This is a genomic window from Kribbella sp. NPDC051936, assembly GCF_040680955.1.
Taxonomy (GTDB): Bacteria; Actinomycetota; Actinomycetes; order Propionibacteriales; family Kribbellaceae; genus Kribbella.
This window is the reverse complement of the sequence record NZ_JBFAXS010000003.1, coordinates 88,366-109,983: the sequence shown is the minus strand read 5'-3', so window position 1 is coordinate 109,983 and position 21,618 is coordinate 88,366. Positions and strand designations below refer to the sequence as shown.

General features: G+C 69.2%; 26 protein-coding genes. 17 read left to right on the top strand and 9 right to left on the bottom strand.

Annotation, left to right across the window (positions count from 1 at the left end):
- The first annotated feature begins 9 nt into the window (after nt 1-9).
- The 6 genes from AB0L64_RS10715 to AB0L64_RS10690 all read left to right on the top strand — a co-directional run bounded on the left by AB0L64_RS10715 (nt 10) and on the right by AB0L64_RS10690 (nt 6,273).
- Complete coding sequence (locus AB0L64_RS10715) at nt 10-1,080, top strand: alpha/beta hydrolase-fold protein (protein WP_363709944.1); 1,071 nt, start codon at nt 10-12, stop codon at nt 1,078-1,080.
- The gene (locus AB0L64_RS10710) at nt 1,040-1,786 is read left to right on the top strand and encodes an alpha/beta hydrolase-fold protein (RefSeq protein WP_363709943.1); all 747 of its coding nucleotides are present in this window, start codon (nt 1,040-1,042) and stop codon (nt 1,784-1,786) included. The genes AB0L64_RS10715 and AB0L64_RS10710 overlap by 41 nt, the downstream gene beginning before the upstream one ends.
- Nucleotides 1,787-1,796: 10 nt before the next feature.
- Nucleotides 1,797-3,032 carry a hypothetical protein gene (locus AB0L64_RS10705; protein ID WP_359940515.1) on the top strand — a complete coding sequence of 412 codons (1,236 nt, stop codon included), beginning with the start codon at nt 1,797-1,799 and terminating at the stop codon, nt 3,030-3,032.
- A gap of 5 nt (nt 3,033-3,037) precedes the next feature.
- A complete protein-coding gene (locus tag AB0L64_RS10700; RefSeq protein WP_363709942.1) occupies nt 3,038-3,904 on the top strand; it encodes an amidohydrolase family protein in 867 nt (288 codons plus the stop codon).
- Nucleotides 3,905-4,369 carry a GNAT family N-acetyltransferase gene (locus AB0L64_RS10695; RefSeq protein ID WP_363709941.1) on the top strand — a complete coding sequence of 155 codons (465 nt, stop codon included), beginning with the start codon at nt 3,905-3,907 and terminating at the stop codon, nt 4,367-4,369.
- Between the two features lie 89 nt (nt 4,370-4,458).
- The gene (locus tag AB0L64_RS10690) at nt 4,459-6,273 is read left to right on the top strand and encodes a sugar-binding domain-containing protein (protein ID WP_363709940.1); all 1,815 of its coding nucleotides are present in this window, start codon (nt 4,459-4,461) and stop codon (nt 6,271-6,273) included.
- A gap of 73 nt (nt 6,274-6,346) precedes the next feature.
- Here AB0L64_RS10690 and AB0L64_RS10685 read toward each other — a convergent pair whose 3' ends face one another.
- The 3 genes from AB0L64_RS10685 to AB0L64_RS10675 form a co-directional block, all read right to left on the bottom strand.
- On the bottom strand, nt 6,347-6,505 hold the full coding sequence (locus AB0L64_RS10685) for a zinc ribbon domain-containing protein (protein WP_363709939.1): 159 nt from the start codon (nt 6,503-6,505) through the stop codon (nt 6,347-6,349).
- Nucleotides 6,432-7,313 (bottom strand): transposase, encoded by an 882-nt coding sequence (locus tag AB0L64_RS10680; RefSeq protein ID WP_363709938.1) that lies wholly within the window; start codon nt 7,311-7,313, stop codon nt 6,432-6,434. The genes AB0L64_RS10685 and AB0L64_RS10680 overlap by 74 nt, the downstream gene beginning before the upstream one ends.
- A gap of 73 nt (nt 7,314-7,386) precedes the next feature.
- Nucleotides 7,387-8,493, bottom strand: coding sequence for a putative sulfate exporter family transporter (locus AB0L64_RS10675; protein WP_363709937.1), 1,107 nt, complete (start codon nt 8,491-8,493; stop codon nt 7,387-7,389).
- An 82-nt stretch (nt 8,494-8,575) separates the two neighbouring features.
- Between AB0L64_RS10675 and AB0L64_RS10670 the strand changes: the two genes are divergently transcribed.
- Nucleotides 8,576-9,352: a GntR family transcriptional regulator gene (locus AB0L64_RS10670; protein ID WP_363709936.1), complete on the top strand. Its 777-nt coding sequence runs from the start codon at nt 8,576-8,578 to the stop codon at nt 9,350-9,352.
- Here the strand turns inward: AB0L64_RS10670 and AB0L64_RS10665 are convergent, their stop codons facing one another.
- The gene (locus AB0L64_RS10665; protein WP_363709935.1) at nt 9,353-10,255 is read right to left on the bottom strand and encodes a LysR family transcriptional regulator; all 903 of its coding nucleotides are present in this window, start codon (nt 10,253-10,255) and stop codon (nt 9,353-9,355) included.
- 281 nt (nt 10,256-10,536) lie between these two features.
- Between AB0L64_RS10665 and AB0L64_RS10660 the strand changes: the two genes are divergently transcribed.
- Genes AB0L64_RS10660 through AB0L64_RS10640 form a run of 5 tightly spaced genes read left to right on the top strand, consistent with a single transcriptional unit; the run spans nt 10,537 to nt 13,889 of the window.
- Nucleotides 10,537-11,247, top strand: a complete 711-nt coding sequence (locus tag AB0L64_RS10660) for an SDR family oxidoreductase (RefSeq protein WP_363709934.1) — start codon at nt 10,537-10,539, stop codon at nt 11,245-11,247.
- Nucleotide 11,248: 1 nt separating this feature from the next.
- Nucleotides 11,249-12,325: a YbfB/YjiJ family MFS transporter gene (locus AB0L64_RS10655; protein WP_363709933.1), complete on the top strand. Its 1,077-nt coding sequence runs from the start codon at nt 11,249-11,251 to the stop codon at nt 12,323-12,325.
- Nucleotides 12,322-12,672, top strand: a complete 351-nt coding sequence (locus tag AB0L64_RS10650) for an SgcJ/EcaC family oxidoreductase (protein WP_363709932.1) — start codon at nt 12,322-12,324, stop codon at nt 12,670-12,672. The genes AB0L64_RS10655 and AB0L64_RS10650 overlap by 4 nt, the downstream gene beginning before the upstream one ends.
- Nucleotides 12,673-12,683: 11 nt before the next feature.
- Nucleotides 12,684-13,079, top strand: a complete 396-nt coding sequence (locus AB0L64_RS10645; RefSeq protein ID WP_363709931.1) for a VOC family protein — start codon at nt 12,684-12,686, stop codon at nt 13,077-13,079.
- Between the two features lie 24 nt (nt 13,080-13,103).
- Nucleotides 13,104-13,889 (top strand): arylamine N-acetyltransferase, encoded by a 786-nt coding sequence (locus AB0L64_RS10640; RefSeq protein WP_363709930.1) that lies wholly within the window; start codon nt 13,104-13,106, stop codon nt 13,887-13,889.
- Between the two features lie 134 nt (nt 13,890-14,023).
- On the opposite strand, the gene AB0L64_RS10635 is transcribed toward AB0L64_RS10640, so the two are convergent.
- Nucleotides 14,024-14,632, bottom strand: coding sequence for a flavin reductase (locus tag AB0L64_RS10635; RefSeq protein ID WP_363709929.1), 609 nt, complete (start codon nt 14,630-14,632; stop codon nt 14,024-14,026).
- A gap of 977 nt (nt 14,633-15,609) precedes the next feature.
- On the opposite strand from AB0L64_RS10635, the gene AB0L64_RS10630 reads away from it, so the two are divergent.
- Together AB0L64_RS10630 and AB0L64_RS10625 are read left to right on the top strand one after the other, a co-directional pair.
- Complete coding sequence (locus tag AB0L64_RS10630) at nt 15,610-16,275, top strand: helix-turn-helix domain-containing protein (RefSeq protein ID WP_363709928.1); 666 nt, start codon at nt 15,610-15,612, stop codon at nt 16,273-16,275.
- 63 nt (nt 16,276-16,338) lie between these two features.
- A complete protein-coding gene (locus tag AB0L64_RS10625) occupies nt 16,339-16,578 on the top strand; it encodes a hypothetical protein (protein ID WP_359940554.1) in 240 nt (79 codons plus the stop codon).
- A 331-nt stretch (nt 16,579-16,909) separates the two neighbouring features.
- Here the strand turns inward: AB0L64_RS10625 and AB0L64_RS10620 are convergent, their stop codons facing one another.
- The 4 genes from AB0L64_RS10620 to AB0L64_RS10605 all read right to left on the bottom strand — a co-directional run bounded on the left by AB0L64_RS10620 (nt 16,910) and on the right by AB0L64_RS10605 (nt 19,692).
- Nucleotides 16,910-17,572: a zf-HC2 domain-containing protein gene (locus tag AB0L64_RS10620; protein WP_363709927.1), complete on the bottom strand. Its 663-nt coding sequence runs from the start codon at nt 17,570-17,572 to the stop codon at nt 16,910-16,912.
- Nucleotides 17,569-18,078, bottom strand: coding sequence for a sigma-70 family RNA polymerase sigma factor (locus AB0L64_RS10615; protein ID WP_359940557.1), 510 nt, complete (start codon nt 18,076-18,078; stop codon nt 17,569-17,571). Before AB0L64_RS10615 ends, AB0L64_RS10620 begins: the two co-directional genes overlap by 4 nt.
- Nucleotides 18,079-18,384: 306 nt before the next feature.
- A complete protein-coding gene (locus AB0L64_RS10610; RefSeq protein ID WP_363709926.1) occupies nt 18,385-19,212 on the bottom strand; it encodes a hypothetical protein in 828 nt (275 codons plus the stop codon).
- 63 nt (nt 19,213-19,275) lie between these two features.
- Nucleotides 19,276-19,692 carry a MarR family winged helix-turn-helix transcriptional regulator gene (locus AB0L64_RS10605; protein WP_363709925.1) on the bottom strand — a complete coding sequence of 139 codons (417 nt, stop codon included), beginning with the start codon at nt 19,690-19,692 and terminating at the stop codon, nt 19,276-19,278.
- A gap of 52 nt (nt 19,693-19,744) precedes the next feature.
- Between AB0L64_RS10605 and AB0L64_RS10600 the strand changes: the two genes are divergently transcribed.
- The 3 genes from AB0L64_RS10600 to AB0L64_RS10590 all read left to right on the top strand — a co-directional run bounded on the left by AB0L64_RS10600 (nt 19,745) and on the right by AB0L64_RS10590 (nt 21,617).
- Entirely contained in the window at nt 19,745-20,332 is a 588-nt protein-coding gene (locus AB0L64_RS10600) for a TIGR03086 family metal-binding protein (protein WP_363709924.1), read from the top strand.
- Nucleotides 20,333-20,400: 68 nt separating this feature from the next.
- The gene (locus tag AB0L64_RS10595; protein WP_363709923.1) at nt 20,401-21,015 is read left to right on the top strand and encodes a hypothetical protein; all 615 of its coding nucleotides are present in this window, start codon (nt 20,401-20,403) and stop codon (nt 21,013-21,015) included.
- A complete protein-coding gene (locus tag AB0L64_RS10590) occupies nt 21,012-21,617 on the top strand; it encodes a hypothetical protein (RefSeq protein WP_363709922.1) in 606 nt (201 codons plus the stop codon). The genes AB0L64_RS10595 and AB0L64_RS10590 overlap by 4 nt, the downstream gene beginning before the upstream one ends.
- The last annotated feature ends 1 nt before the right edge of the window (nt 21,618 follow it).

Here is a 21,618-nt window from a genome sequence, read left to right as displayed (position 1 = left end):
CGTGGTCGGATGGTCGTGAGCGCAGTCGAAGGTGCCGAGGTGGTTTTCCGCCTCGGCGACACCGCGCAGGCGTTCACTGGCGTCCGCCTCTGGCAGGAGCTGGGGCTCGCGGCGGAGTTGCTCGAGTTCAAACCCGTCGACTACGGCTGGGAGTTGCGGCTGCCGCGCCCGTCGGTGCACCGGATGGAGTACCTGTTCGACATCGCCGACCTCGGCATGCGGACGGACCCGACCAACCCGCGGGTGGTCGGCGGCGCGTTCGGCGACCACTCGTGGCTGCCGCTGCCCGGGTACGTCGAGCCGGCCTGGATCGCTGTACCGCCGCTTCCGTCGACGCTGACGCCGCTCGCCGTCGACTCGCCAGTCGGCCCGGTCGATGTCCGGGTGTGGGCGCCGGACGGGATCGCGCCGGCGTTCGAGCTGCCGCTGCTGCTGTCCCACGACGGGCCCGAGTTCGCGTCGTACGCCGGCCTGACGCACTACGCCGGCGCGATGGTCGCCTCCGGTGCGCTGCCGCCGTTCCGCCTGGCGTTGCTCCGGCCGACGTCCCGCAACCTCTGGTACGCCGCGAACCCGCAATACGCCGAGGCGCTGACGCAGTACGTCGTACCGGCCGTGCGGGAGCAGTACGAGAGCCGGCGGCCCGTGATGATGGGCGCGAGCCTCGGGGCGCTCGCGGCGCTGCACGCGGAATGGCAGTTTCCGAACACGTTTTCCGCGTTGTTCCTGCAGTCGGGGTCGTTCTTCACGCCGCAGACCGACCCGCAGGAATCCGGGTTCGAGTTCTACGCCGAGGTGACCGGGTTCGTCGAGCAGGTGCTGACGGCAACCACGGCGCCGAGCACCCCCAGGATCGCGATGACCGCGGGGACCACCGAGGAGAACGTGCACAACAACCGGGTGATGGCCGCCCGGCTGGCCGGACTCGGGCTGGACGCGACGCTCGACGAAACTCCCGACATGCACAACTTCACAGCGTGGCGGGATGTGCTGGATCCTGATCTGACGGAGCTACTGCGACAGACCTGGGGTGGGGCTGATGGAACGGGAACAGGTCGAGCTGGAGGCGCCGGGGCTTGACCGCCGCGGCACCCTGATCCGGTACGGCCACTACGGCCGGCCGGTCCTGGTCTTCCCGAGCGAGCAGGGACGCGCCTGGGACTACGAGAACAACGGCATGGTCGACGCGGTCGCCCCGCTGATCGAGGCGGGCCGGGTGAAGCTGTACTGCGTCGACTCCTACGACCACGTGAGCTGGTCGGACCGCAGCATCCAGCTCGAGGACCGGGCCCGCCGGCACGAGCTGTACGAGTCCTGGATCGTCGACCAGGTGGTGCCGACGATCGGATCGGACTCACCGGGCGTCAGCGACATCATCACGACCGGCTGCAGCCTGGGCGCGTTCCACGCCCTGAACTTCGCGTTCAAGCGCGCCGACCTGTTCCCGATCGCGATCTGCCAGTCGGGCAACTACAACGCGGCCAGTTGGCACGCGTGGGGCGAGCGCGGCGACGCGACGTACTTCAACAACCCGGCCGACTACCTGCCCAACCTGTCCGGCGACCACCTGGACTGGCTGCGGAGCCGGCTGTTCATCCTGCTCACCGTCGGCCAGGGCGACTGGGAGACGCACCCGACCGGCTCCCTGCCGTCGGCGCGCGCCACGGCCGCCGTACTGAAGGACAAAGGCATCCCGCATGAGCTGGACCTGTGGGGGTACGACGTAGCACACGACTGGCCCTGGTGGCGGCAGCAGATCGCCCACCATCTGCCCCGATTCTGCTGAGGAGACTCACGTGAGTGATCGTTCGCGTCATCTGATCGGGTTGTTGCTCGGGGCCGAGGAGGACTGGCCGCAGGCGTTCGAGGCGCTGTTGCAGCGGGTCGGGCCGGTGACGATCGACGGGCGCGAGCACGAGTTCGGGTCCCGCCGGCTGACCATCGAGCCATTCGACCTGAACGACCCGGTCCGGGTCGGGCTGGTGATCGACCGGCTCGCGTACTGGTACTACCACCCGCGCGAGTGGCTGAAGAAGGCCGCGCTGATGAACGGCACCTACCTGCTGAACTCGCCGTTCACGTTCCAGTCGATGGAGAAGCACTCGGCGTACTGCGCGATGCTGCGGCTCGGCCTGAAGATCCCGCGGACCGTGCTGGTGCCGTACAAGAACCCGGTCGACAACGTGCGCTGGGCGTACACGTCGGCGACGTACAACCGGCCCTTCGACCTGGACGCGATCGCCGAGGACCTCGGGTACCCGCTGTACATGAAGCCGTTCGACGGCGGCGGCTGGCGCGGCGTGTCCCGGATCAACAACAAGGTCGACCTGCACCAGGCCTACGACCAGTCCGGCGAGATGCTGATGCACCTGCAGGCCACCATCGAGTACGACAAGTTCGCGCGGGCGCTGTCGATCGGCGCCGAGACGATGGTGATGGACTTCCGGCCGGACGAGCCGATGCACAACCGGTACGCCGTCTCGCACGACTTCCTCAGCCCGTCCGCCGGCCACGAGGCGGTCGCGATCAGCCGGATCGTGAACGCGTTCTTCGGCTGGGAGTTCAACTCCTGCGAGATGCTGGTCAAGGGCGACGCCGTGCACCCGATCGACTACGCCAACGCCTGCCCCGACGTCGCGGTCACGTCCCTGCACTACTACTTCCCGTGGGCGCTGAGCGCGCTGGTGAAGTGGTCGGTCTTCTGCCTGGCGACCGGCCGCCGCTCGTCCGTGGACCTGCACACCGAGCGGTACTTCGAGATCGCGGACGACGAGTCGCTCGACTACGAGGCCAAGCTGAACGGGTACCTCGCACTCGCCGACGAGCACTTCGAGACCGCGAAGTACCACGAATGGTGCGCCTCGCACCTGGGCGACTTCGACCTGCGGGTCCGGGACTGGGTGGCCGGCCCCGACTTCGACCGCCTGCTCCGCGAGACCGTCACCGCGACCTACCCGACCCACGAACACGAGAAGTTCTTCGCCCACTTCAAGGGCCTCACCAACCTCTGGCTGGCTGATCAGGCAGGCTAGGGGGCGTGCGAGATGTTGAGGTACCGGCGTGGTGGCGGCGGCTCGGGCTGGACGGGCTGGTGGACGTGCATGTGCACTTCCTGCCGGACCGGGTGCTGAACGCGGTCTGGGCGTACTTCGACCAGGCGTCGTCGCACTACGGGACGGAGTGGCCGATCACCTACCGGACCTCGGTGGAGGAGCGGCTGAAAACGCTGGATTCGCTGGGGGTGCGGGCGTTTCCGGCGCTGGTCTATCCGCACAAGCCCGGGATGGCGGCCTCGTTGAACGCGTGGGCGCGGGACTTCGCGGCCGTGACACCTGGCTGTGTGCCGAGCGGGACGTTCTTCCCTGAGCCCTCCGCGGCCGACTATGTGCGCACGGCTCTGGAGTTGGGGACGCGGATCTTCAAGGTCCACGTCCAGGTCGGCGACTACGACCCGCGCTCCGGCGAACTCGACGACGTGTGGGGCCAGCTGGCCGAGGCCGGAGTACCCGTCGTCGTCCACTGCGGCTCCGGTCCGATCCCGGGCCGGCACACCGGTCCGGGGCCGATGGGCGAGGTCCTGCGGCGACACCCCCGGCTGACCGCGGTCATCGCCCACCTCGGCATGCCGGAGTACGCCGAGCACTTGGCGCTCACGTCGTACCCGAACGTCCACCTGGACACGACGATGGCCCTGACCCCCTTCACCGAAGCGATGATGCCCTTCCCCCGCGACCTGATCCCCCGCCTGGCCGACCTCCAGGACCGCATCGTCCTCGGCTCCGACTTCCCCAACATCCCCTACGAGTACGCCGTCCAACTCACCTCCCTCGAAGCCCTCGACCTCGGCGACCCCTGGCTCCGCGCAGTCTGCCGCGACAACGGCGCCCGCCTCCTCGGTCTGTAGATGGAGATCGAGGAGCGGTCGGCGGATGACGTCGAGCTGGAAGCCCTTCTGGCGGCGGCCTTCGCGGAGCTTGTCGGGCGGTACGGGGCCGAGGGGCGGTCGCAGGTGAAGGGTGGGGCTCGGTACTTCGTGGTGCTTGATGACGCGCGGCGTGCGGTTGGGTGTGGGGCTGTGCAGGTCTTCGGGCCGGGGACCGAGTATCCGGGCGACGGTGAGGTGAAGCGGATGTACGTCGTCCCGGCGGCTCGTGGGCGGGGGTACGCTCGCGCGCTGCTGGCCGGGCTGGAGGATGCGGCTCGGGCGGCCGGGCACCCGAGGCTCCGGCTCACCACCGGACACCTCCAGCCGGAGGCGATCGCGCTCTACGAGTCGAGCGGATACACCCGCACCGAGGCCTGGGGAAAGTACATCAACCAGCCCGGAACCCACTGCTATGCGAAGCGGATGCAGCTCCCGGACCGTTGATCCGGGTCATGGAACTGGCCGTTGCCCGGTCCATTCCAACGTTGTAAAGTGCTGCCGTCCCGCCATCGACCAGCATCACGGGAGAGCACATGTCTCAGCCTCGTGCGGAGTACCCGCGTCCGCAGTTCGTCCGGCCCGAGTGGGTGAATCTGAACGGCGAGTGGCAGTTCGAGATCGACCGGTCGGACTCCGGACTGGAGCGCGGCCTGCGCGAACGCGAACTCCCGCAGCGGATCGTCGTGCCGTTCGCGCCGGAGACCGAGCTGTCCGGGATCGAGGACGTCGACTTCATGGAGGCGGTCTGGTACCGCACGACCGTGACGATCCCGGCGGACTGGGCCGGCAAGGACGCCGTCCTGCACTTCCAGGCCGTCGACCACGACGCCACCGTCTGGGTGAACGGCGAGGAGGTGGTCCGGCACCGCGGCGGGTTCACCCCGTTCAGCGCGAACCTGCGCCACGTCGCCCGGCCCGGCGAGCAGGCGACGATCGTGGTCCGCGCCCGCGACAGCCACCGCGGCCCGCAAGCCCGCGGCAAGCAGAGCCAGCTGTACTTCAACCACAGCTGCCTCTACACCCGCACCACCGGCATCTGGCAGACCGTCTGGCTCGAAGCGGTCCCGACGGCGCACCTGAAGCGGCCGCGGATCACCCCTGACGTCGCCGGCTCCAGCTTCCACCTCGAAGTCCCGGTTTCGGCGAACAAGACCGGGTACCAGATCAAGGCCACCCTGAAGGACGCCGACGGCGAGATCACCACTGCCGAGGTCCGCGCCGACCTCGACCTCGCCCCGCGCCTCACCCTCCAGGTCCCGGCCGACCGCGTCCGCCTCTGGGACACCACGGACCCGCACCTGTACGACGTCCGCCTCGAGCTGATCGATGCCGACGGCAACGTCGTCGACGGCGCCGACTCGTACGCCGGCCTGCGGTCGGTGAGCATCAACGGCAAGGCGATCCTGATCAACGGCAAGCACGTGTTCCAGCGGCTCGTGCTCGACCAGGGGTACTGGCCGGAGAGCCTGATGACGGCCCCGTCGGAGGAAGCCATCGTCCGCGACATCGAGCTCAGCCTGGCGGCCGGGTTCAACGGCGCGCGGCTGCACCAGAAGGTGTTCGAGGAGCGGTTCCTGTACCACGCCGACCGGCTCGGCTATCTGGTCTGGGGCGAGTTCGGCGACTGGGGTTCGGGCGTCGGCCACACCGACACCGACAACCAGCAGCCGACGGCGTCGTACGTCGGGCAGTGGCTCGAGGCGGTCGAGCGCGACTACAGCCACCCGAGCATCGTCGGCTGGTGCCCGCTGAACGAGACGCACCAGCTGCTGCACGACCGGATCACGCAGCTCGACGACGTCACCCGGGCGATGTTCCTGGCCACGAAGGCCGCCGACACCAGCCGCCCGGTGCTGGACGCGTCCGGCTACAGCCACCGCGTGCCGGAGACCGACGTCTGGGACTCGCACAACTACGAGCAGGACCCGGCCGAGTTCGCGAAGCAGATGGCAGACCTGGTGAACGACAAGCCGTACGGCAACACCGGCGGCCCCGAAGGCAAGCCGATCTCGCTGGCCTACGACGGGCAGCCGTACTTCTGCAGCGAGTTCGGCGGCATCTGGTGGAACGCCGAGAAGGCTGCCGCCGGGAAGAGCGGGAACTCGGCGGACTCGTGGGGCTACGGCCAGCGGGTCGCGAACGAGGAGGACTTCTATGTCCGCTTCGCCGGCCTGGTCGACGCGCTCCTCGACAACGAGTTGATGTTCGGCTACTGCTACACGCAGCTGACCGACGTCTTCCAGGAGGAGAACGGCATCTACAACTTCGACCGCAGCAACAAGCTCGACGTGCCGCGCATCAAGGCGGTCCAGGACCGCCAGGCGGCCTACGAGAAGGAGTCAGCTTGACCCGGCCGTTGAAAGGCCGAGCCTGGAGGTAGCGCCCAGCTGGCTGCTGGGTTGGTCCCTCCGTCCGGACCACCTACACGGTGGCTGGGACGCGTGACTCACGCCCCGCGATCCACGCAGCCTCGCCGCGTGCGGCGATGTTGCGTGAAGCGTTCCAGTCAGCGTGGGCAGCGACCCCGCACGACCGGCAGATGAATCGGACCTGGTCGACCCGACCCCAGGGCGATCCCATGTGAGGTGCGTTCAGCCTCGGTCACGATCTTCTTCGCAATGATGTGGTTGACGTTCGCGGTGTGCCGGCGTTCCTTGCTGCGCCGATTCCTCAAGCGACGCTTCGCAGATTTGGTGTTCTTGACCTGCAATTTGCGGCGGAGCTCAACCTGACGCTTCCGGTACCTGTTCAGGCTGCGGCCGGCAGCCCGGAAGCCTGTGGATGTTGTCGCGATGTTGGCGATGCCCAGGTCCACGCCGATGAACCCGTCGGGTTCGTACTGCGTGGCTTCGGTGATCTCACAGACAGCGATCAGGTAGAAGATGCCGTCGCGTTCGATCAGATCGGACTCGCCCTTGCGATGCTTGCGCAGCATCTTGAGCGCACCAGCCGAGCAGATGAAGCGGACCGCCTTCAGTCGGCCCCCTGTGGTCCAGATGCTGATGGTCTGCGCGTCGTACTGCCATGACAGGCACCGATCGTCGAACGGGTGCGCGGCATCGTGCCGGAAGACGATCGGCTTGGATTCCGCGTTCGACCTGCGCCTCGAGCCTGGTTTGCCGAGATTCCCCGCGCGGATGTTTGCCTTCAGAGCCGCGTAGGCGTGGCTGACCTTCTTGATGGTGTGCTGTGCCGCCTGGGCCCCGAGTCCACCAGCTTTGAGCTTGGTGTAGCTGTGCTTGCGAAGCTCATATTCGCGCGGAACGCCCCGCTCGAACGCGACAGACGACACCCAATTCGCCGATTCGTTGACCGTCCGCAGAGTTGCGGCAAGAGCCTGTGCCTGCGCGGCATCCGGCATCAGTTTCACCTGGACGACGATCCTCACGCCAGCGATCGTACCAATACCCTCTGTTACCGCAGTCGGCGGCGCTCGCCTACGGCCCACGTCACAGATGATGTTAGATCCATTGAAATCCAAGGGATCCGACAGCGACCAGGGCCCAGAGAATCGCTCCGAGCAGGAGCGGCCTGGGCCCTGCGTCGCGTAGCTCACGCGGGCGCAGGGACAGGCCGATCGCAGCCAGCGCGGCGGTGATCAGACAGGTCCCGATCACGGTCAGCGTCGGCAGCCAGGACTCCGGTACGGCGCCCGCGGAGCGCAGGCCCGCGGCGGCGACGAAGCCGATCAGGAACAGCGGCACGAGCTTGCGCCACGGCAACGGCTGACGGATCGAGGCCGTGGCGCCCTTGTACGACCCTTCGCCGACGGCGTCGAGGGCCCGCGCCGCGCGGTTCTCGCGGCGGATCTTCAGCGCGGCCAGCGTCAGCACGATCGGAATCAGGGTCAGCGATCGGGTGAGCTTGACGACGATCGCCTGGTCGCCGGCCGCCTGGCTGTACGCGTACCCGGCCGCGACGACGGACGACGTGTCGTTGACCGCCGTACCGGCCCACAGGCCGAAGGCCTCGGAGCTCAGGCCGAGCAGGTGCCCGAGCGGCGGGAACGTCAGCACGGCGACGATGTTGAAGGTGAAGATCGTCGCCAGCGCGTAGGCGACCGACGAGCGCTTGGCGCCGATCGCGGCGGTCGCGGCCGCGATCGCGGAGCCGCCGCAGATCGCCGTACCGACGCCGATCAGCGTCTGGGTGTCACCGCGGACGCCGAGCAGCCGACCGAACACCCACGCACCGCCGAGGGCGAGGGCCAACGTTCCGAGCATGACTGGCAGCGACGAGACGCCCACCCGGGCGACCTGCTGCAGCGACAGCCCGGTCCCGAGGACCACGATCGACAACTGGAGCAGTGTCTTCGAGGCGAAATCGTACCCGGGACGCCAGACGTCGGAGCGCAACGCCGGGATCACACTGCCCGCGATCACGCCGAGCAGGATCCCGAAGACCGGCCCGCCGACGAGCGGAACGAGTCGCCCGAGCGGCACCGCCACGGCGGTCACCAGCAGCACGATCCCGAGGCCGCGCAGGCGCCGTACGACCGGATCCAGGCGGCGGTGGGCGGTAGCGACGGCGGGGTGGCTGCCAGGTGTCCTAACCTCGAACTGCACCACCAGCCGGTCCCCTCCTGCGAGAAATGTACGTACATTGAAGGTAGGAGATGACCGGACATTTTGCAACTCTGGAGGGAACCGCGTGCGCAAGCTCGAACGAGGCGGCGGCGAGCCGCTCTGGAAGCAGTTGCAGGCGGATCTGGTCCGGCGGCTGCGGTCCGGAGAGTTCGACGACGCGTTCCCGGGTGAGCTCGCGCTGGTCGAGGAGTACGCGGTCAGCCGGCACACCGTCCGCCAGGCGCTCGCGCAGCTGCGCACCGACGGCCTGATCCTCGCCGAGCGCGGCCGGCAGCCGCGGGTCGCGACAGCGCCCGAGATCCGGCAGCCGATGGGCGCGCTCTACAGCCTGTTCTCCTCGGTCGAGGAGTCCGGCCTGCCGCAGCACAGCGTCGTCCGGGCGCTCGACGTCCGCGCCGACGGGGTGATCGCGGCCCGTCTCGACCTCGAGGCGTCGATCCCGCTGCTCTACCTCGAGCGCCTCCGGTACGCCGGTGACGAGCCGCTCGCGCTCGACCGCGTCTGGCTGCCCGCCACTCTCGCGGAGCCGCTCCTGGACGCGGACTTCACGCACACCAGCCTCTACAACGAGCTGGCCGAACGGGCCGGCATCACTCTCGACCACGGCCGCGAGGACATCCGCGCCGTCGTCCCCACGACGGCCGAACGCGCGCTCCTGCACTGCCCGCCCGAGGCCGCGGCGTTCTCGATCATCCGTCAGGGCACGTCACAGAACCGCCCCGTCGAGTGGCGCCACACCCTTGTCCGCGGCGACCGGTTCGGCCTGTCCGCCGAGTTCTCGGCCCACACCGGCTACCGCCTGACCCCGTCCACCACCACCGCCCTGACCCAGGCTTGGTGATCAGCGGAACGGGTCGTCGGCCGGCAGCCAGGCGTCCGGGTCGAACTCCACCTTCACGTCCCGCGTCAGCGCCTCGACCGCCGCGAGTACGGCGGGGCGCTCCTCGTCGCGGCGTGCCACCAGAGCCCAGGTCCAGACCGGGACCGGGTCGACGACCTGCCGTCGGGCGAAGTCGCGCGGCAGTGGCGTCGCGTCCCGTTTGGGTGAGCTGACGACCGGACGGCGCAGACGGCGTACGTGCTCGTAGAACCCCGGTCCGGTGATGCCGTGGTCGTCGATCCGCTCCACTGACGCACCGGTGGCGCGGGCGAACTCGATCGCGTAGATGTTCCAGGAGGCCCAGGCCTCGGTGTCCGCGTCCACCAGCACGACGGTGTCGCGCGCTCGCACCGGCGAGTCGTCGCCGACCGAGACCGCGATCAGCCGGTCCGCCCCCAGCAACGAGCCGGACAACTCCTGTTCCGCGAGGTCGGTCGCGCGCACCCAACAGATCGCCAGGTCGATGCTCCCCTCCGCGACCCGGCCTGCCTGCGTGTGCGACGGCATCACCCAGGTGTCGACGAGCAGTTGCGCGACCCCGGACACCCGCTCGGCCAGATCGGGCGGCCGCCAGCTGACGTACCCCAGCCGCACCGGCTCGCTGGCCGCGAACCCCCGGGCCGTACGCCGGAGCGCGTCGGCCTGCTCAAGCAGCGCCCGCGTCTGCGGCAGCAGCGTCTCCCCGAACGCGGTCAGCCGCACAGTCCGGCGATCGCGTTCGAACAGCGGTACGCCGAGGTCCCGCTCGAGCGACTTGATCTGCTGCGACAGCGACGGCCCCGCGATGTGCAGCCGCGCCGCGGCCCGGCCGAAGTTCAGCTCCTCGGCGACCGCCACGAAGTACCGCAACTGGCGCAGCTCCACGCCCCGCAGCCTAGGGCATGTCTGATAATCCAGCGCCGTCGCGAGGAGGTGCTCGGTGCGGTAGCTCGGCGTGCGGGAGCGAAGGTCTCGATGCGGCGCATCGTGGCCTTTGCTCACGTGCGGCGAGATGCCGTGCCGAGTGCCCCGCAGTAGGCGCTGGATTGTCAGACATGCCCTCGTAGGCCGAGCCTCCCAGCTGAGAGCAAACCGGTCGTGGAAAAGCCTCGATGGTTCGACAACTATCGAACTACAGGCAGCACCATTTCCCGAACAGGAGCACCATGAACCACCAGAAAGTCGCCGTGATCACCGGAGCCTCGCAGGGCATCGGCGCCGGGCTCGTCACGGCCTACCGCAAGCTCGGCTACGCCGTGGTCGCGAACTCGCGCACGATCACGCCCTCCGACGACCCCGACGTACTGACCGTTCCCGGCGACCTCGCCGAGCCCGGCACCGGTGCTCGGGTGATCGAGCAGGGTTTGGAGGCGTTCGGCCGGATCGACACCCTGGTCAACAACGCGGGCATCTTCGTCGCGAAGCCGTTCACCGAGTACACCGACGAGGACTACGACGTCGTCACCGGCCTGAACCTGCGCGGCTTCTTCGACGTCACCCGGCGAGCGATCGCCGCGATGCTCGAGAACCCCGACGGCGGCCACGTGGTGAGCATCACCACGACGTTCGCCGACCGCGGCTTCAGCAGTGTCCCGGCAGTCCTGGCCGCGCTGACCAAGGGCGGTATGAACTCCGCCACGAAGTCGCTGGCCACCGAGTACGCCGCGCGCAACATCCGGGTGAACGCGGTCGCTCCGGGCGTCATCCGGACGCCGATGCACCCGGAGGAGACGCACGAGTTCCTCGCGGCGCTGCACCCGGTCGGCCGGCTCGGCGAGATCGAGGAGATCGTCGACGCTGTCACGTACCTGGAGACCGCGAAGTTCGTCACCGGCGAGATCCTGCACGTCGACGGCGGCCAGCAGGCAGGTCAGTGACATGAAGCAGTGGCGCCTGGCGGGACAAGGCGCGGCGGCACTGGCCGGCGGTATGGGCATCGGCCGGTTCGCGTACACGCCGATCCTGCCCTTGATGCACTCGCAGGCCGGCCTTTCGCCGCGTCTCGGAGCAGCGCTCGCGACGGCCAACTACACCGGCTACCTGGCTGGTGCGTTGGCTGCGGTCGTCGTACCGCGGCTGCTGCACTCCCGCTGGGCGCTCCGGCTGTCGCTGCTGATCCTGGCCGCGACCCTCGCACTGATGCCGCTGAGCCCTTCGCTCTGGCTCGTTCTGCGCCTGGTCGCCGGAATCGCGAGCGCGTTGGTGTTCGTGATCGCCGTCAACGCCGTACTCCCCCGGCTGCAGAGCCATCACGTGGGCTGGACGTTCGGCGGCGTCGGCGCGGGCATCGCCGTGTCGGGCATGGTCCTGGTCGGCGGCAGTTGGCGTACGGCGTGGTGGATCACCGCCGTGCTGACGGTCGCCTGCGCGATCCCGGCGTGGCACCTGTCCGGCTCGTCGGCACCTGCCACAGTCGCCGGCGGGACCAGGTCCCGTCACTTCACCGCGCTGCTCACCAGCTACACCCTGGAAGGGATCGGCTACATCATCGCCGGCACGTTCCTCGTTGCCGCGATCAACGAAACCGCCTCCGGCCCGGCCGGCACCAGCGCCTGGATCGTCGTCGGGCTGGCCGCCGTACCGTCGACCGCGCTCTGGGCGCGGCTCGGCCGGCGCTGGTCACGGTCGGCACTGCTGATGGTCGCGTTGCTCGTCCAGGCAGTCGGTATCGCGTTGCCGGCCGTCCTTCCCAGCGTTGCCGCGGCGCTCGTCTCGGCTGCACTCTTCGGCGCTACGTTCCTCGGCGTCGCCAACCTCGCGATCGCGCTCGGCACCGAACTCCGCGTGCCGCACGCCGTCGCGATCCTCACCACCGGCTACAGCCTCGGCCAGATCGTCGGCCCGCTGGCGGTCGGTCCGCTACTGCACAACGGATACCACCAGGCGCTCCTCATCAGCGCCGGCGTCGTCGCTTTGGCGGCGGTCGTCGCCCAACCTCTTAGGAGACTCGCATGAACAACGTCCTCACCACCGTCCTGGACCAGTGGAAGTCGGGTATCGACGACCACGATCCGTCCCGCGTCGCGGCGCTCTTCACGAAGGACGCCGTTTTCCAGGGCTTACACCCGTACGGCGTCGGGCGCGACGCGGTCGCCGAGTACTACGACTCGCAGCCGCTCGGCCTGTCGCCGCGGTACCGGATCCTGGAGACCCGGGAGCTCGCCGACGATCTGATCCTCGGCTACTTGAGGGTCGACTTCACGTTCACCGACCGGCCGACGCTGACCGTCAACCTCGGCGTACTGCTGCGCCGGACCGACGAAGGCTGGCTGATCGCGCACTATCAGGTCTCGCGGTTGTAGATACTGGCCGCATGAGTGCCAAAGAGCTTCGGCTTGTTGTGACGGTTGACGACTACGACGCCGCGGTGGCGTTCTACCGGGACGCGCTCGGGCTGCCCGAGCGCGAGTCCTACACGACGGGCGATGCCGAGGTGATGATCCTCGAGGCCGGACGCGCGACGCTCGAGATCGCGAATCGCGCGCAGGCCGACTACATCGACGAGGTCGAGGTCGGGCGGCGGGTGGCCGGCAAGTTCCGGGTCGCGCTCGAGGTCGACGACTCGGCCGGAACGACGGCCCGGCTGGCCGAGGCCGGCGCCGAGGTGGTCGCCGAACCCACCCGGACGCCGTGGAACTCGCTGAACGCCCGCCTCGAAACCCCCGGCGGCATCCAGCTCACGTTGTTCACGGAGCTTGACCTCAAGTGAGCTGGAAGTGTTGAGGTAGCGGGCATGTGGAACATCGAGACCCTCGACCTGGACGCCTACCTCGCCCGGATCGGGCACGACCGTGTGCCGCCGTCGGCCGACGCACTGCGCAGCCTGCACCAGGCGCACGTGCTGGCGATCCCGTTCGAGAACATCGATGTGATCCTCGGCACCCACCCCGGCATCGGCCTCGACGCGATCCAGTCCAAGCTCGTCGGCCGGCAGCGCGGCGGGTACTGCTACGAGCACGCGCTCCTGTTCGGCGCCGCGCTCGAGCAGCTCGGGTACGACGTCGTACGGCGGGTCGCCCGCGTGCAACCGCACAAGGCCGGGCCGCGGACGCACGCGCTGCTCAAGGTCGGGGTCAACGGGCAGGAATTCCTGGCCGACGTGGGGTTCGGGGCCGGGCAGCTGTACCCCACGCCGCTCAAGGACGGCGCCGTCGTCGACCAGGCCGGCTGGGACCACCGTCTGGAGTTGGACGGCGACGTCTGGACTCTGTCCAAGAAGACCGCCGACGGCTGGATCCCCCAGCACGCCTCCAACGACGAACCGGTGCGGCCGATCGACTACGAGGTCTACCACCACTACGTCTCCACCCACCCCAACTCCCCCTTCACCGGCCGCCCCGTCGTCATGCGCGTCGCCGAAGGCGTCGTACGCCGCCTGGTCGGCGACACGCTGACCGTCGAACACGCCGACGGCCGCAACACCTCCCGCGCTGTGCCCGCCGCAGACCTCCCCGACGTACTGGCGTCCCTCGACGTAGTCCTCACCGACGAAGAAATCGACCGCCTACGCCTCATGTAGGCGGCCGCCATCCCCGAGTCGTGGGAACTGGCTGCGCCGGACGACCACAATCCACGACTCGGCGGAGGGGCCCGGAACCAATCGCCACGACTCGGCGGAGGGGCCCGGAGCCAATCGCCACGACTCGGCTCGCGTCACGCGTGTCTTGGGGTTTCGGTGCGGAAGGATTCGCCCAGCTCGGGGCCCAGACCGTAGTAGTGGCGGAAGTTGTAGACGAGGGGTGACCAGGCGGCGGGGTCGACGTGCGAGGTTCCTGGTACGACGATGTGCTCGGCGGCGTGGACCCGCCGGACTTCGGCCTGGGCGATCAGGAAGTTGCTGCTGGCATCGAGTTGCGCGTGGACGACAGTCGCCTCGAACTGGAGCGGGCATTCGGCGACACGGGGTGGGGTGACGAGTTCGGAGGGGGTCGGGGTGAGGCCGGCTGCTTTGAACTTCTCGCGTTCGTGGTGGAAGCGGGCGCGTTTGTGCTCGGGGACCGGGTGCGCGGCAGTCAAGGGGGCGAGGCGTTCGACGGCTGTCCACTGGTCGGGCGACGGGTAGTTGATCACGACGTCCCGGCGCTCACGCAGGTTGATCGCCGTCTGCCCGGAGACACCGACACCCAGGACCACCACGTCACCGAGCGCCCAGGCGGACGACATCGGGGCGAGGTTGACGGTGCCGTCCTCGTTCTCGGTGCTGAGCAGGGCGACCGGCGTCCCGACGTACAGGATGGATGGTTCGATCGTCAGGTGCGTCACGAAGCTCGACGCTAGGCGCGGTTTTGTTCGGCAGACACCTAACCGTTGCGCCGGCATCAGCCCAAGTCCGGTCGGCCCGACAGCAGCCCATCCGACGAGGCCCGAAAGCGAGCCCAGCGAGCAACACCCCGGCACCACCCGAAACCACAGGCCCCGCAAGCCACACCCCGGCACCAGCCGGCACCGCGAGCCCAGCGAGCAACACCCCGGCGCCAGCCGAAACCGCGAGCCCAGCGAGCAACACCCCGGCGCCAGCCGAAACCGCGAGCCCAGCGAGCAACACCCCGGCGCCAGCCGGAAGTTGATGCTCCGGCGTTAGCCGGGGGTGGGCGGGAGCGCGCGTAGCGGGCGCTGGCGAGGAGCGAAGCGACGAGGTGGCGGCTGCGTAGCACGCGTGGGGCTTTCCCACCCACCCAACCCTCACACCCGCAGCCCACCCCTCCCCGCACCCGAAGCCCAGCCCACACACCCCAAGCCCCACCTCACACCCCAAACACACACGCCAAACCCTCCCCCGCACCCCAAGCCCTCCCCGCACCCCAAGCCCTCCCCGCACCCCAAGCCCGCCCCGCACCCCAAGCCCTCCCCGCACCCCAAGCCCGCCCGACTCCCCACGCCCTCCCCACGTCACACGCCAAACCCACCCCGCACCCCCAACCCACCCCGCACCCCACGCCCACCCCACGTCACACGCCAAACCCACCCCGCACCCCACGCCCACCCCACGTCACACGCCAAACCCACCCCGCACCCCCAACCCACCCCGCACCCCACGCCCACCCCGCACCCCAAACCCACCCCGCACCCCCAACCACCCCACACCCCACGCCCACCCCACGCCCCACGCCACACCGCATGCCCTCCCCAGGCACCCGCACACCCACAGCGCGCCCCATGGACCCGTGCTCGCGGTCGGCGTTTGCCGTTAGGTGGATGGTTCGGTGGGGGGCTAAGTGTGGGGGCGGGATGATGGGGTTATGAGTGCCGAAGGTGAGGAGTTGGCGGGCTGGGCGCGGATGTTGGCTGATGGGACTCGGGCGACGGTTTGTCTGGCGTTGCTGGATGGGCGGGCGTGGACGGCGAGTGAGTTGGCCAAGGTGGCGAAGGTGTCCCGGCCGACGATCAGCGAGCACTTGAATCTGCTGGTCGGCGGCGGGCTGCTGACCGAGGTACGACAGGGCCGGCACCGGTACGTGAAGCTTGCCGGACCGGACACGGCCGAGTTGCTCGAAGGGCTTGCCGCGTTGGCGCCGCGGCGGGCCGAGGTGGTCAACAGTCTGGCGGCCGTCAGCAAACGGGACGCGTTCGCCCGGGCGCGGACGTGCTACGACCATCTGGCGGGCAAGCTCGGCGTCGCTCTCGCCGACGCGATGACGGAGCGGGGTCTGGTCGACTGGTCCGAGGGGATCAGCCTGACGCCGAAAGGCCAAGCCTGGCTGGACGATCTCGGCATCGAGCTCAGCACCCGCCGCGGACGCCCGGCAGTCAGGTCCTGCCTGGACGTGACCGAACGACGACCGCATCTGGCAGGTGCGGTAGGCGCGGCATTGTGTGAGCACGCGTTGCGCCAAGGCTGGGTGACGCACATCCCGGGTGGCCGCGCTCTCAAGGTGAACGGCGCGGTCCAGGCGTTCGGATTCTGAGAACCGGGTGCGGGAACACGCTTTCAAGAGGCGCCGCGGCCGTTTTGCACCTAGCCTTCGGCCATGACTGAGTTCGAGCCCGGCACCGATCTGGTGTCCCGTCTCCCTCTGCCCAGCCATGTCGTCGTACTGGTGGATGACACCTGGCGTCGCGGCTGGCTGATCGGCCGCGATCACGAGGAATCGGGATGGACCGCTCTGGTGCAGTACGAGGGCGACGACGGCAACGAGCGGACGGAACGCCTGCCGGCCGACCGGATCGCTCTGCCCGCGTCGGAAGGCCCGACTGAGCAAGCGTCCTAGGGAGGGTACGCAACGCGAAGGCCCCCGGTGGTGATGAATCACCGGGGGCCTTTGCACGTAACGCTGCCAGGGCGCCTCAGAAGCATCGAGCACCCCGGCCCAGGCCCTTCGGGCGGTTGACCTGGGACGGGGTCCTCAGTGGCGTTACACAGGGTGTATCGCTGGTGACGGCGCGAGTGTTACAGATTCCCCAGAACTTTCTTGCGGCCCGGTCACGACGTACGGCGACCCCGGCGCACGTCCCTGAACACCGGGGTCTGGAACGACGGCCTCTCGAGCGACTGTCGTCCCTTCACCTCTAGGTGCCCCGACAGCGCGTGTGCATTCGTGTTCAGAAACGAACTGCCAGTAACACTCGTCCGGTCTCGGAGCTGCGGATGTCCAGGGCCCGGATCTCGTTGCGCTGCAGCTTGGTAGTCGCCGCCGGTTTCACCGTCGTCCCCGGCGCGGACGTCCAGCTCGCGATCAGCTGCACCTTGCCGGACGTGTCGGTGACGTACAGCTCGTATCCGCGGGCGCGTTCGCTCGGCGTCGCGAGCTCGTCGTACCGGCAGCTGATCTCGATCGTCGTCCCCCACGGCTCGGGCACCAGCCGGGCGTCCGCGGACAGCTTGCTGGACACCGTCTGGGCGAGCACGACGTAGTCGCCCTTCGGCTCGTCGCGGGTCAGTGGCAGCACGACGAGCGCGCCGATCACGGCGGCGGCGACCGCGATGCCGGCGGTCAGCGCACCGAGCCGGATCCGCTGCCGGCGCCGGTCGCGCTGGACGGTGCGGACCAGGCCGGGCAGCAGGTTCGGCGGGTCGGCCGCGACGGTGGCCATCGCCCGCTCAGCCGGCAACGCGGCCAGCACACCGGGTACGCCGGCCAGCGACGCGACCCCGGCCGAGCATTCCGCACAGGTGTGCAGATGCTCCTCGTACACACGCCGGTCCTTCGCCGACAGCGCGCCGAGCAAGTAGGCCGCGTCCCAGTCCCGGTACTGGTCACTCACTGGCTTGTCACCCCCTTCTCCTGCAGCGCGAGCTTCAACGCCCGCAGCCCGTAGTGCAGCCGCGACTTCACGGTGCCTGACGGGATGTCCAGCTCTTCGGCGATGTCGGTGACCGTACGGCGTCCGTAGTACGCGCGAACGATCACCTGCCGGTGTTCCTCCGACAGCTGCGCCAGTGACTCGGCCACCAGCCAGGCGTCGAGTACGGCGTTCGCATGGTCGGCGCTCGGGTTCTCCGGGAGATCGTCGCTGGCGACCTCCCGGCTGACCCGGGCGCTGCGCCGGTCGTCGATGACGAGGTTGCGCGCCACCGTGAACAGCCAGGCCCGGGCCCCGGCCTCGTCCTCGGTCAGGATGTTCGGCCGCCGCCACGCGCGGAGCAGGGTCTCCTGGACGACGTCTTCGGCCAGCCGGTCGTCGCCGGTCAGCCGGACGACGAACCTCCACAGCGCAGGCGCGTGCACGTCGTGCAGCTCACGCAGCAGCATCGCCCGGTCGTCGGCCATCGGCGCTCCTGCTCTGTGAACCGCGGGGGGAAGATCGGGTCGGACACGTCACTTGGTCACTGCGGCTGCCTCCGCTGTCCCCGCCCGCCGCACCCACCAGGCGCCGTTGCCGAGGAATGCGATCAGCAGGAAAGGCGAAACAGAAGAGCGCCGCCTTCTCGCCACCATTCTGCACAGGCAGCAAAGCACCCGCCTGGTGCACGGTGAAGTACGCGTAGGCCATCGAGCCGGAACACAGCAGCGCCGCTCCTCGCGGTGTGGTTGGGGTCGTGTACCTGGTTCGAACGATTGAACGCTCTCCATGGTTCAACGGTGAGTGATTTCTAGATCACACTCCGGATCGGTTGCCTTCCGGGTGGCGAATTGGTACCCGCGCGCGGCGACGGTCAGCCCGGCGCCCCAGACGACGTACGCCGGAACCGCGACCCAGAAGAAGCTGTCCGGCAGACCGACATCGCCGTACACGGGCTCACCCCGGACCGCGTTGACGATCATCTGGATCAGCCCGACCGTGAAGTACGCCGTGATGCCCGCGCCGAGCGTAAAGCCGGGGAGCAGGAGGAGCCATCGCGGGAAGTACCGGCCGATGCGGTGCACGAGCAGGAACGGCAGGAGCGTTCCCGCCAGCACGAAGCCACCTTCGAACAGGAGGACCGACAGGTTGCCGTCGTACGGCATCTGCCCGAAGCCGACGACCGCCTGCGCCGCGAGCCTGGTCAGGCAACCGGCGACAGCCAGGCAGGCGCCGGCGACCGAGACCCAGTGCGGCCACGGCTGGGCCGCGGCCTGATGGGCTTTCGCCAGACGGCCGAGCAGTACGGCGCCCGCGACCGCGACGAGCCGGCTGAGCATCCCGAGCAGGTCGAAGGGAATTCCGAGACCCGGCAGGACCATCGCGACCAGGTCGAGCAGGATGAATCCAGCCGCGGCGAGCCAGCCCGCGGCGAGCACCCAGAGCAAGCGCGGCCGGACACGGATCACGGCCAAGGCCGCGACGAGACAGCCGATCGCCGCGACCCAGTTCGGAATCAACAGGTCACTGCCCGGCAACTTCCACTCGAAGGCGTGGCCGGTCGCGAACCAGACCCGCAGACCGCCGTACGCCACTGCCCACACCACGACCGCTCGCTTCATGCCGCCAGTCTGTTGAGCTCCGAAGGCGATCGGATCACTCGCGCGAGGGAACGGCCTCCACCGTCAGCGTGAGTGCAGCTCCTGCAAGATGCGGAGGAAGGCCTTGCGATCGGCCGGCGTGAGCGCGGTGAGGACCTGCTCCTCCTGCGCCTGGATCTCCTTGCGGACGGTACGGCGGACGCGCCGGCCCTGCGGCGTGATCGCGAGCAGCCGGACGCGACGGTCGGCGGGGTCCGGGGTGCGCTCGATCAGCCCGGCCTGCTGGAGCTCGTCGAGGGTCCCGATGATGCGGGACTTGTCCGCACCGATCGCCTCGGCGAGCGCGGCCTGGGTCCGGACCGGGGTGTCGTCCAGCGCGGTGAGCACCGAGTAGCCCCACATCGATACCTCGTGCGCGGCGAGCACCGGCAGCTCGAGCGCGATCAGCTCCCGCACCAGCGGGTACAGCATCGCGGCCAGGTCGGGACGCTCGGTTGCCATGCCGGGAAAGGTAGCACTGGCGCAATCATATGCTGGCGCATACGATAAGCGCATGCACACTATTGACTACGTTCCCCTCGATGCCGAGGCCGTCCGAGCCGGCATCGAGCTCGTCTCGACCGCGACCCCCGCCGATCTGTCCCGGCCGACGCCGTGCCGGGCCTGGACGCTGTACGGTCTGCTCGCCCACATGGCCACCCAGCACTACGGCTTCGCGGCCGCTTCCCGCGGCGAGTCCGATCCGGCGGTCTGGAAGCTGCGCGACCTCGGCGACGACCCGGTGAAGGCGTACGTCGAGTCCGCCGAGCACGTCCTGGACGCATTCGCGGAGCCCGGCGTCGCGGACCGCACGTTCCCGCTCGTGGAGTTCGGCGCCGACTTCCCCGGCGGGCAGGCGATCAGCTTCCACTTCATCGACTACGTCGTGCACGGCTGGGACGTCGCGAAGTCCCTCGGTACGACGGTCACCTTCGCCCCCGCCACGCTCGAGGCAGCCCAGGCCGTCGCCCAGGTCGTCCCGACCGGCGAGGTCCGCCTCGCCCCCGGGACGCCGTTCGCACCCGACGTCGCGTGGTCCGGAGACGACCTGCTGGACCGCATCGTCGCCCACCTCGGCCGCGACCCGCGCTGGCCCAACTAGCGGTCAGTTCCTTTCCTGATCCGGCCAACCCCGGCCGCCGGCGCCATCGGCGGCCGAGCGTCGTACGCATGAATGACGAACGGTTGACGGTCCCGATCGGGCACCTCGTCGGCGCCGGCCTGGTACGGCGCGGCACCGGCTTGGTCGAGCTGGACAATCGGCAGTACGCCGTCTGGGCACTGGCCCACGGCACGCCGCACGCGGTGGAGGAACAGGTGCCGTGGCAACGCGACTCGATCGTCGAGCTCGCCAGGCACACAGGTATCGCGAACGCGGCGGAGATCGTCGAGGAGCTTGTCGACATCGGGTTACTGGCAGAGTTCGCGCCCGGCGGCGAGGAGGCCCGCGACTTCGCGCGCGGCCATCAGCTGACGCCGTTGATGCTCGGCCTGGGGAACACCGCGACCGAGCCCGGCGGGTTCGCGATCGGCTTCCTCGGGCAGCCGGTGCTACGCGTCGACTTCGCCGTCTACGACTTGTGGCAGTGGTCGGCGATGGACGACTCGCTGTGGGCGGTCTGCGAAAGCGCAGCCGATGTGGCGCGCCGAACTGCCGAGGGCCGGACGAGCGATGTCGATGCCGAGACGCTGCTCACCCGATTCCTCACCGCCTTGCACCCGCTGCTGCTCGTCAACGCGGCGTACGTCGATGTCAGCTTCCGGTTGAGTGGAGTGAACGCATGAGCAGCGCACTGATCTTCCCGGTCGGCCACTACCTCGGCGCGAACCACCCCGGCGAGCAGCACATCGTCCGGATCGGCTGGCAGCAGTACGAGCTCAACGCAGGCGATGAGCTGGCCGTGTGGGCGCTCGCTCACGGCGTACCCGGAGCAGGCGACGCTCCCTGGACCCGGTCATCGGCCGATGCCGTCGCCCGTGCCGGCGGGATTGCGGACGCCGCGGCTGTGATCGACACGCTGCTCAGCCGCGACCTGCTCGTCGAGATCGAGCCAGGAACCGCGGATGCACTGGAGTTCGCGCGCAGCTGCCGGATCCGATCGTTGCTGGTCGGCTCGGGTGAACATCCGAGCGCTCCCGGGCGGTACGGCCTCGGCGCGGTCCCCGCGAACCCGACGGCGCGTGTCGACGGGTTCAGCTACGAGCTGTGGACCTGGGGCCATGCGTGCGACAGCCTCTGGCAGACGTGCGAGTACGTCGCTCGCGCCGGCGCCGGAGCAGGGACCGACGAAGTGAACGCCGAGCCGACGCTCGACCGCGTTCTGCCCGCGGTGCAGCTGCTCCTGGCGAACGGAGCCGCATACCTCGACGAGTCCCGCGACAACTGAC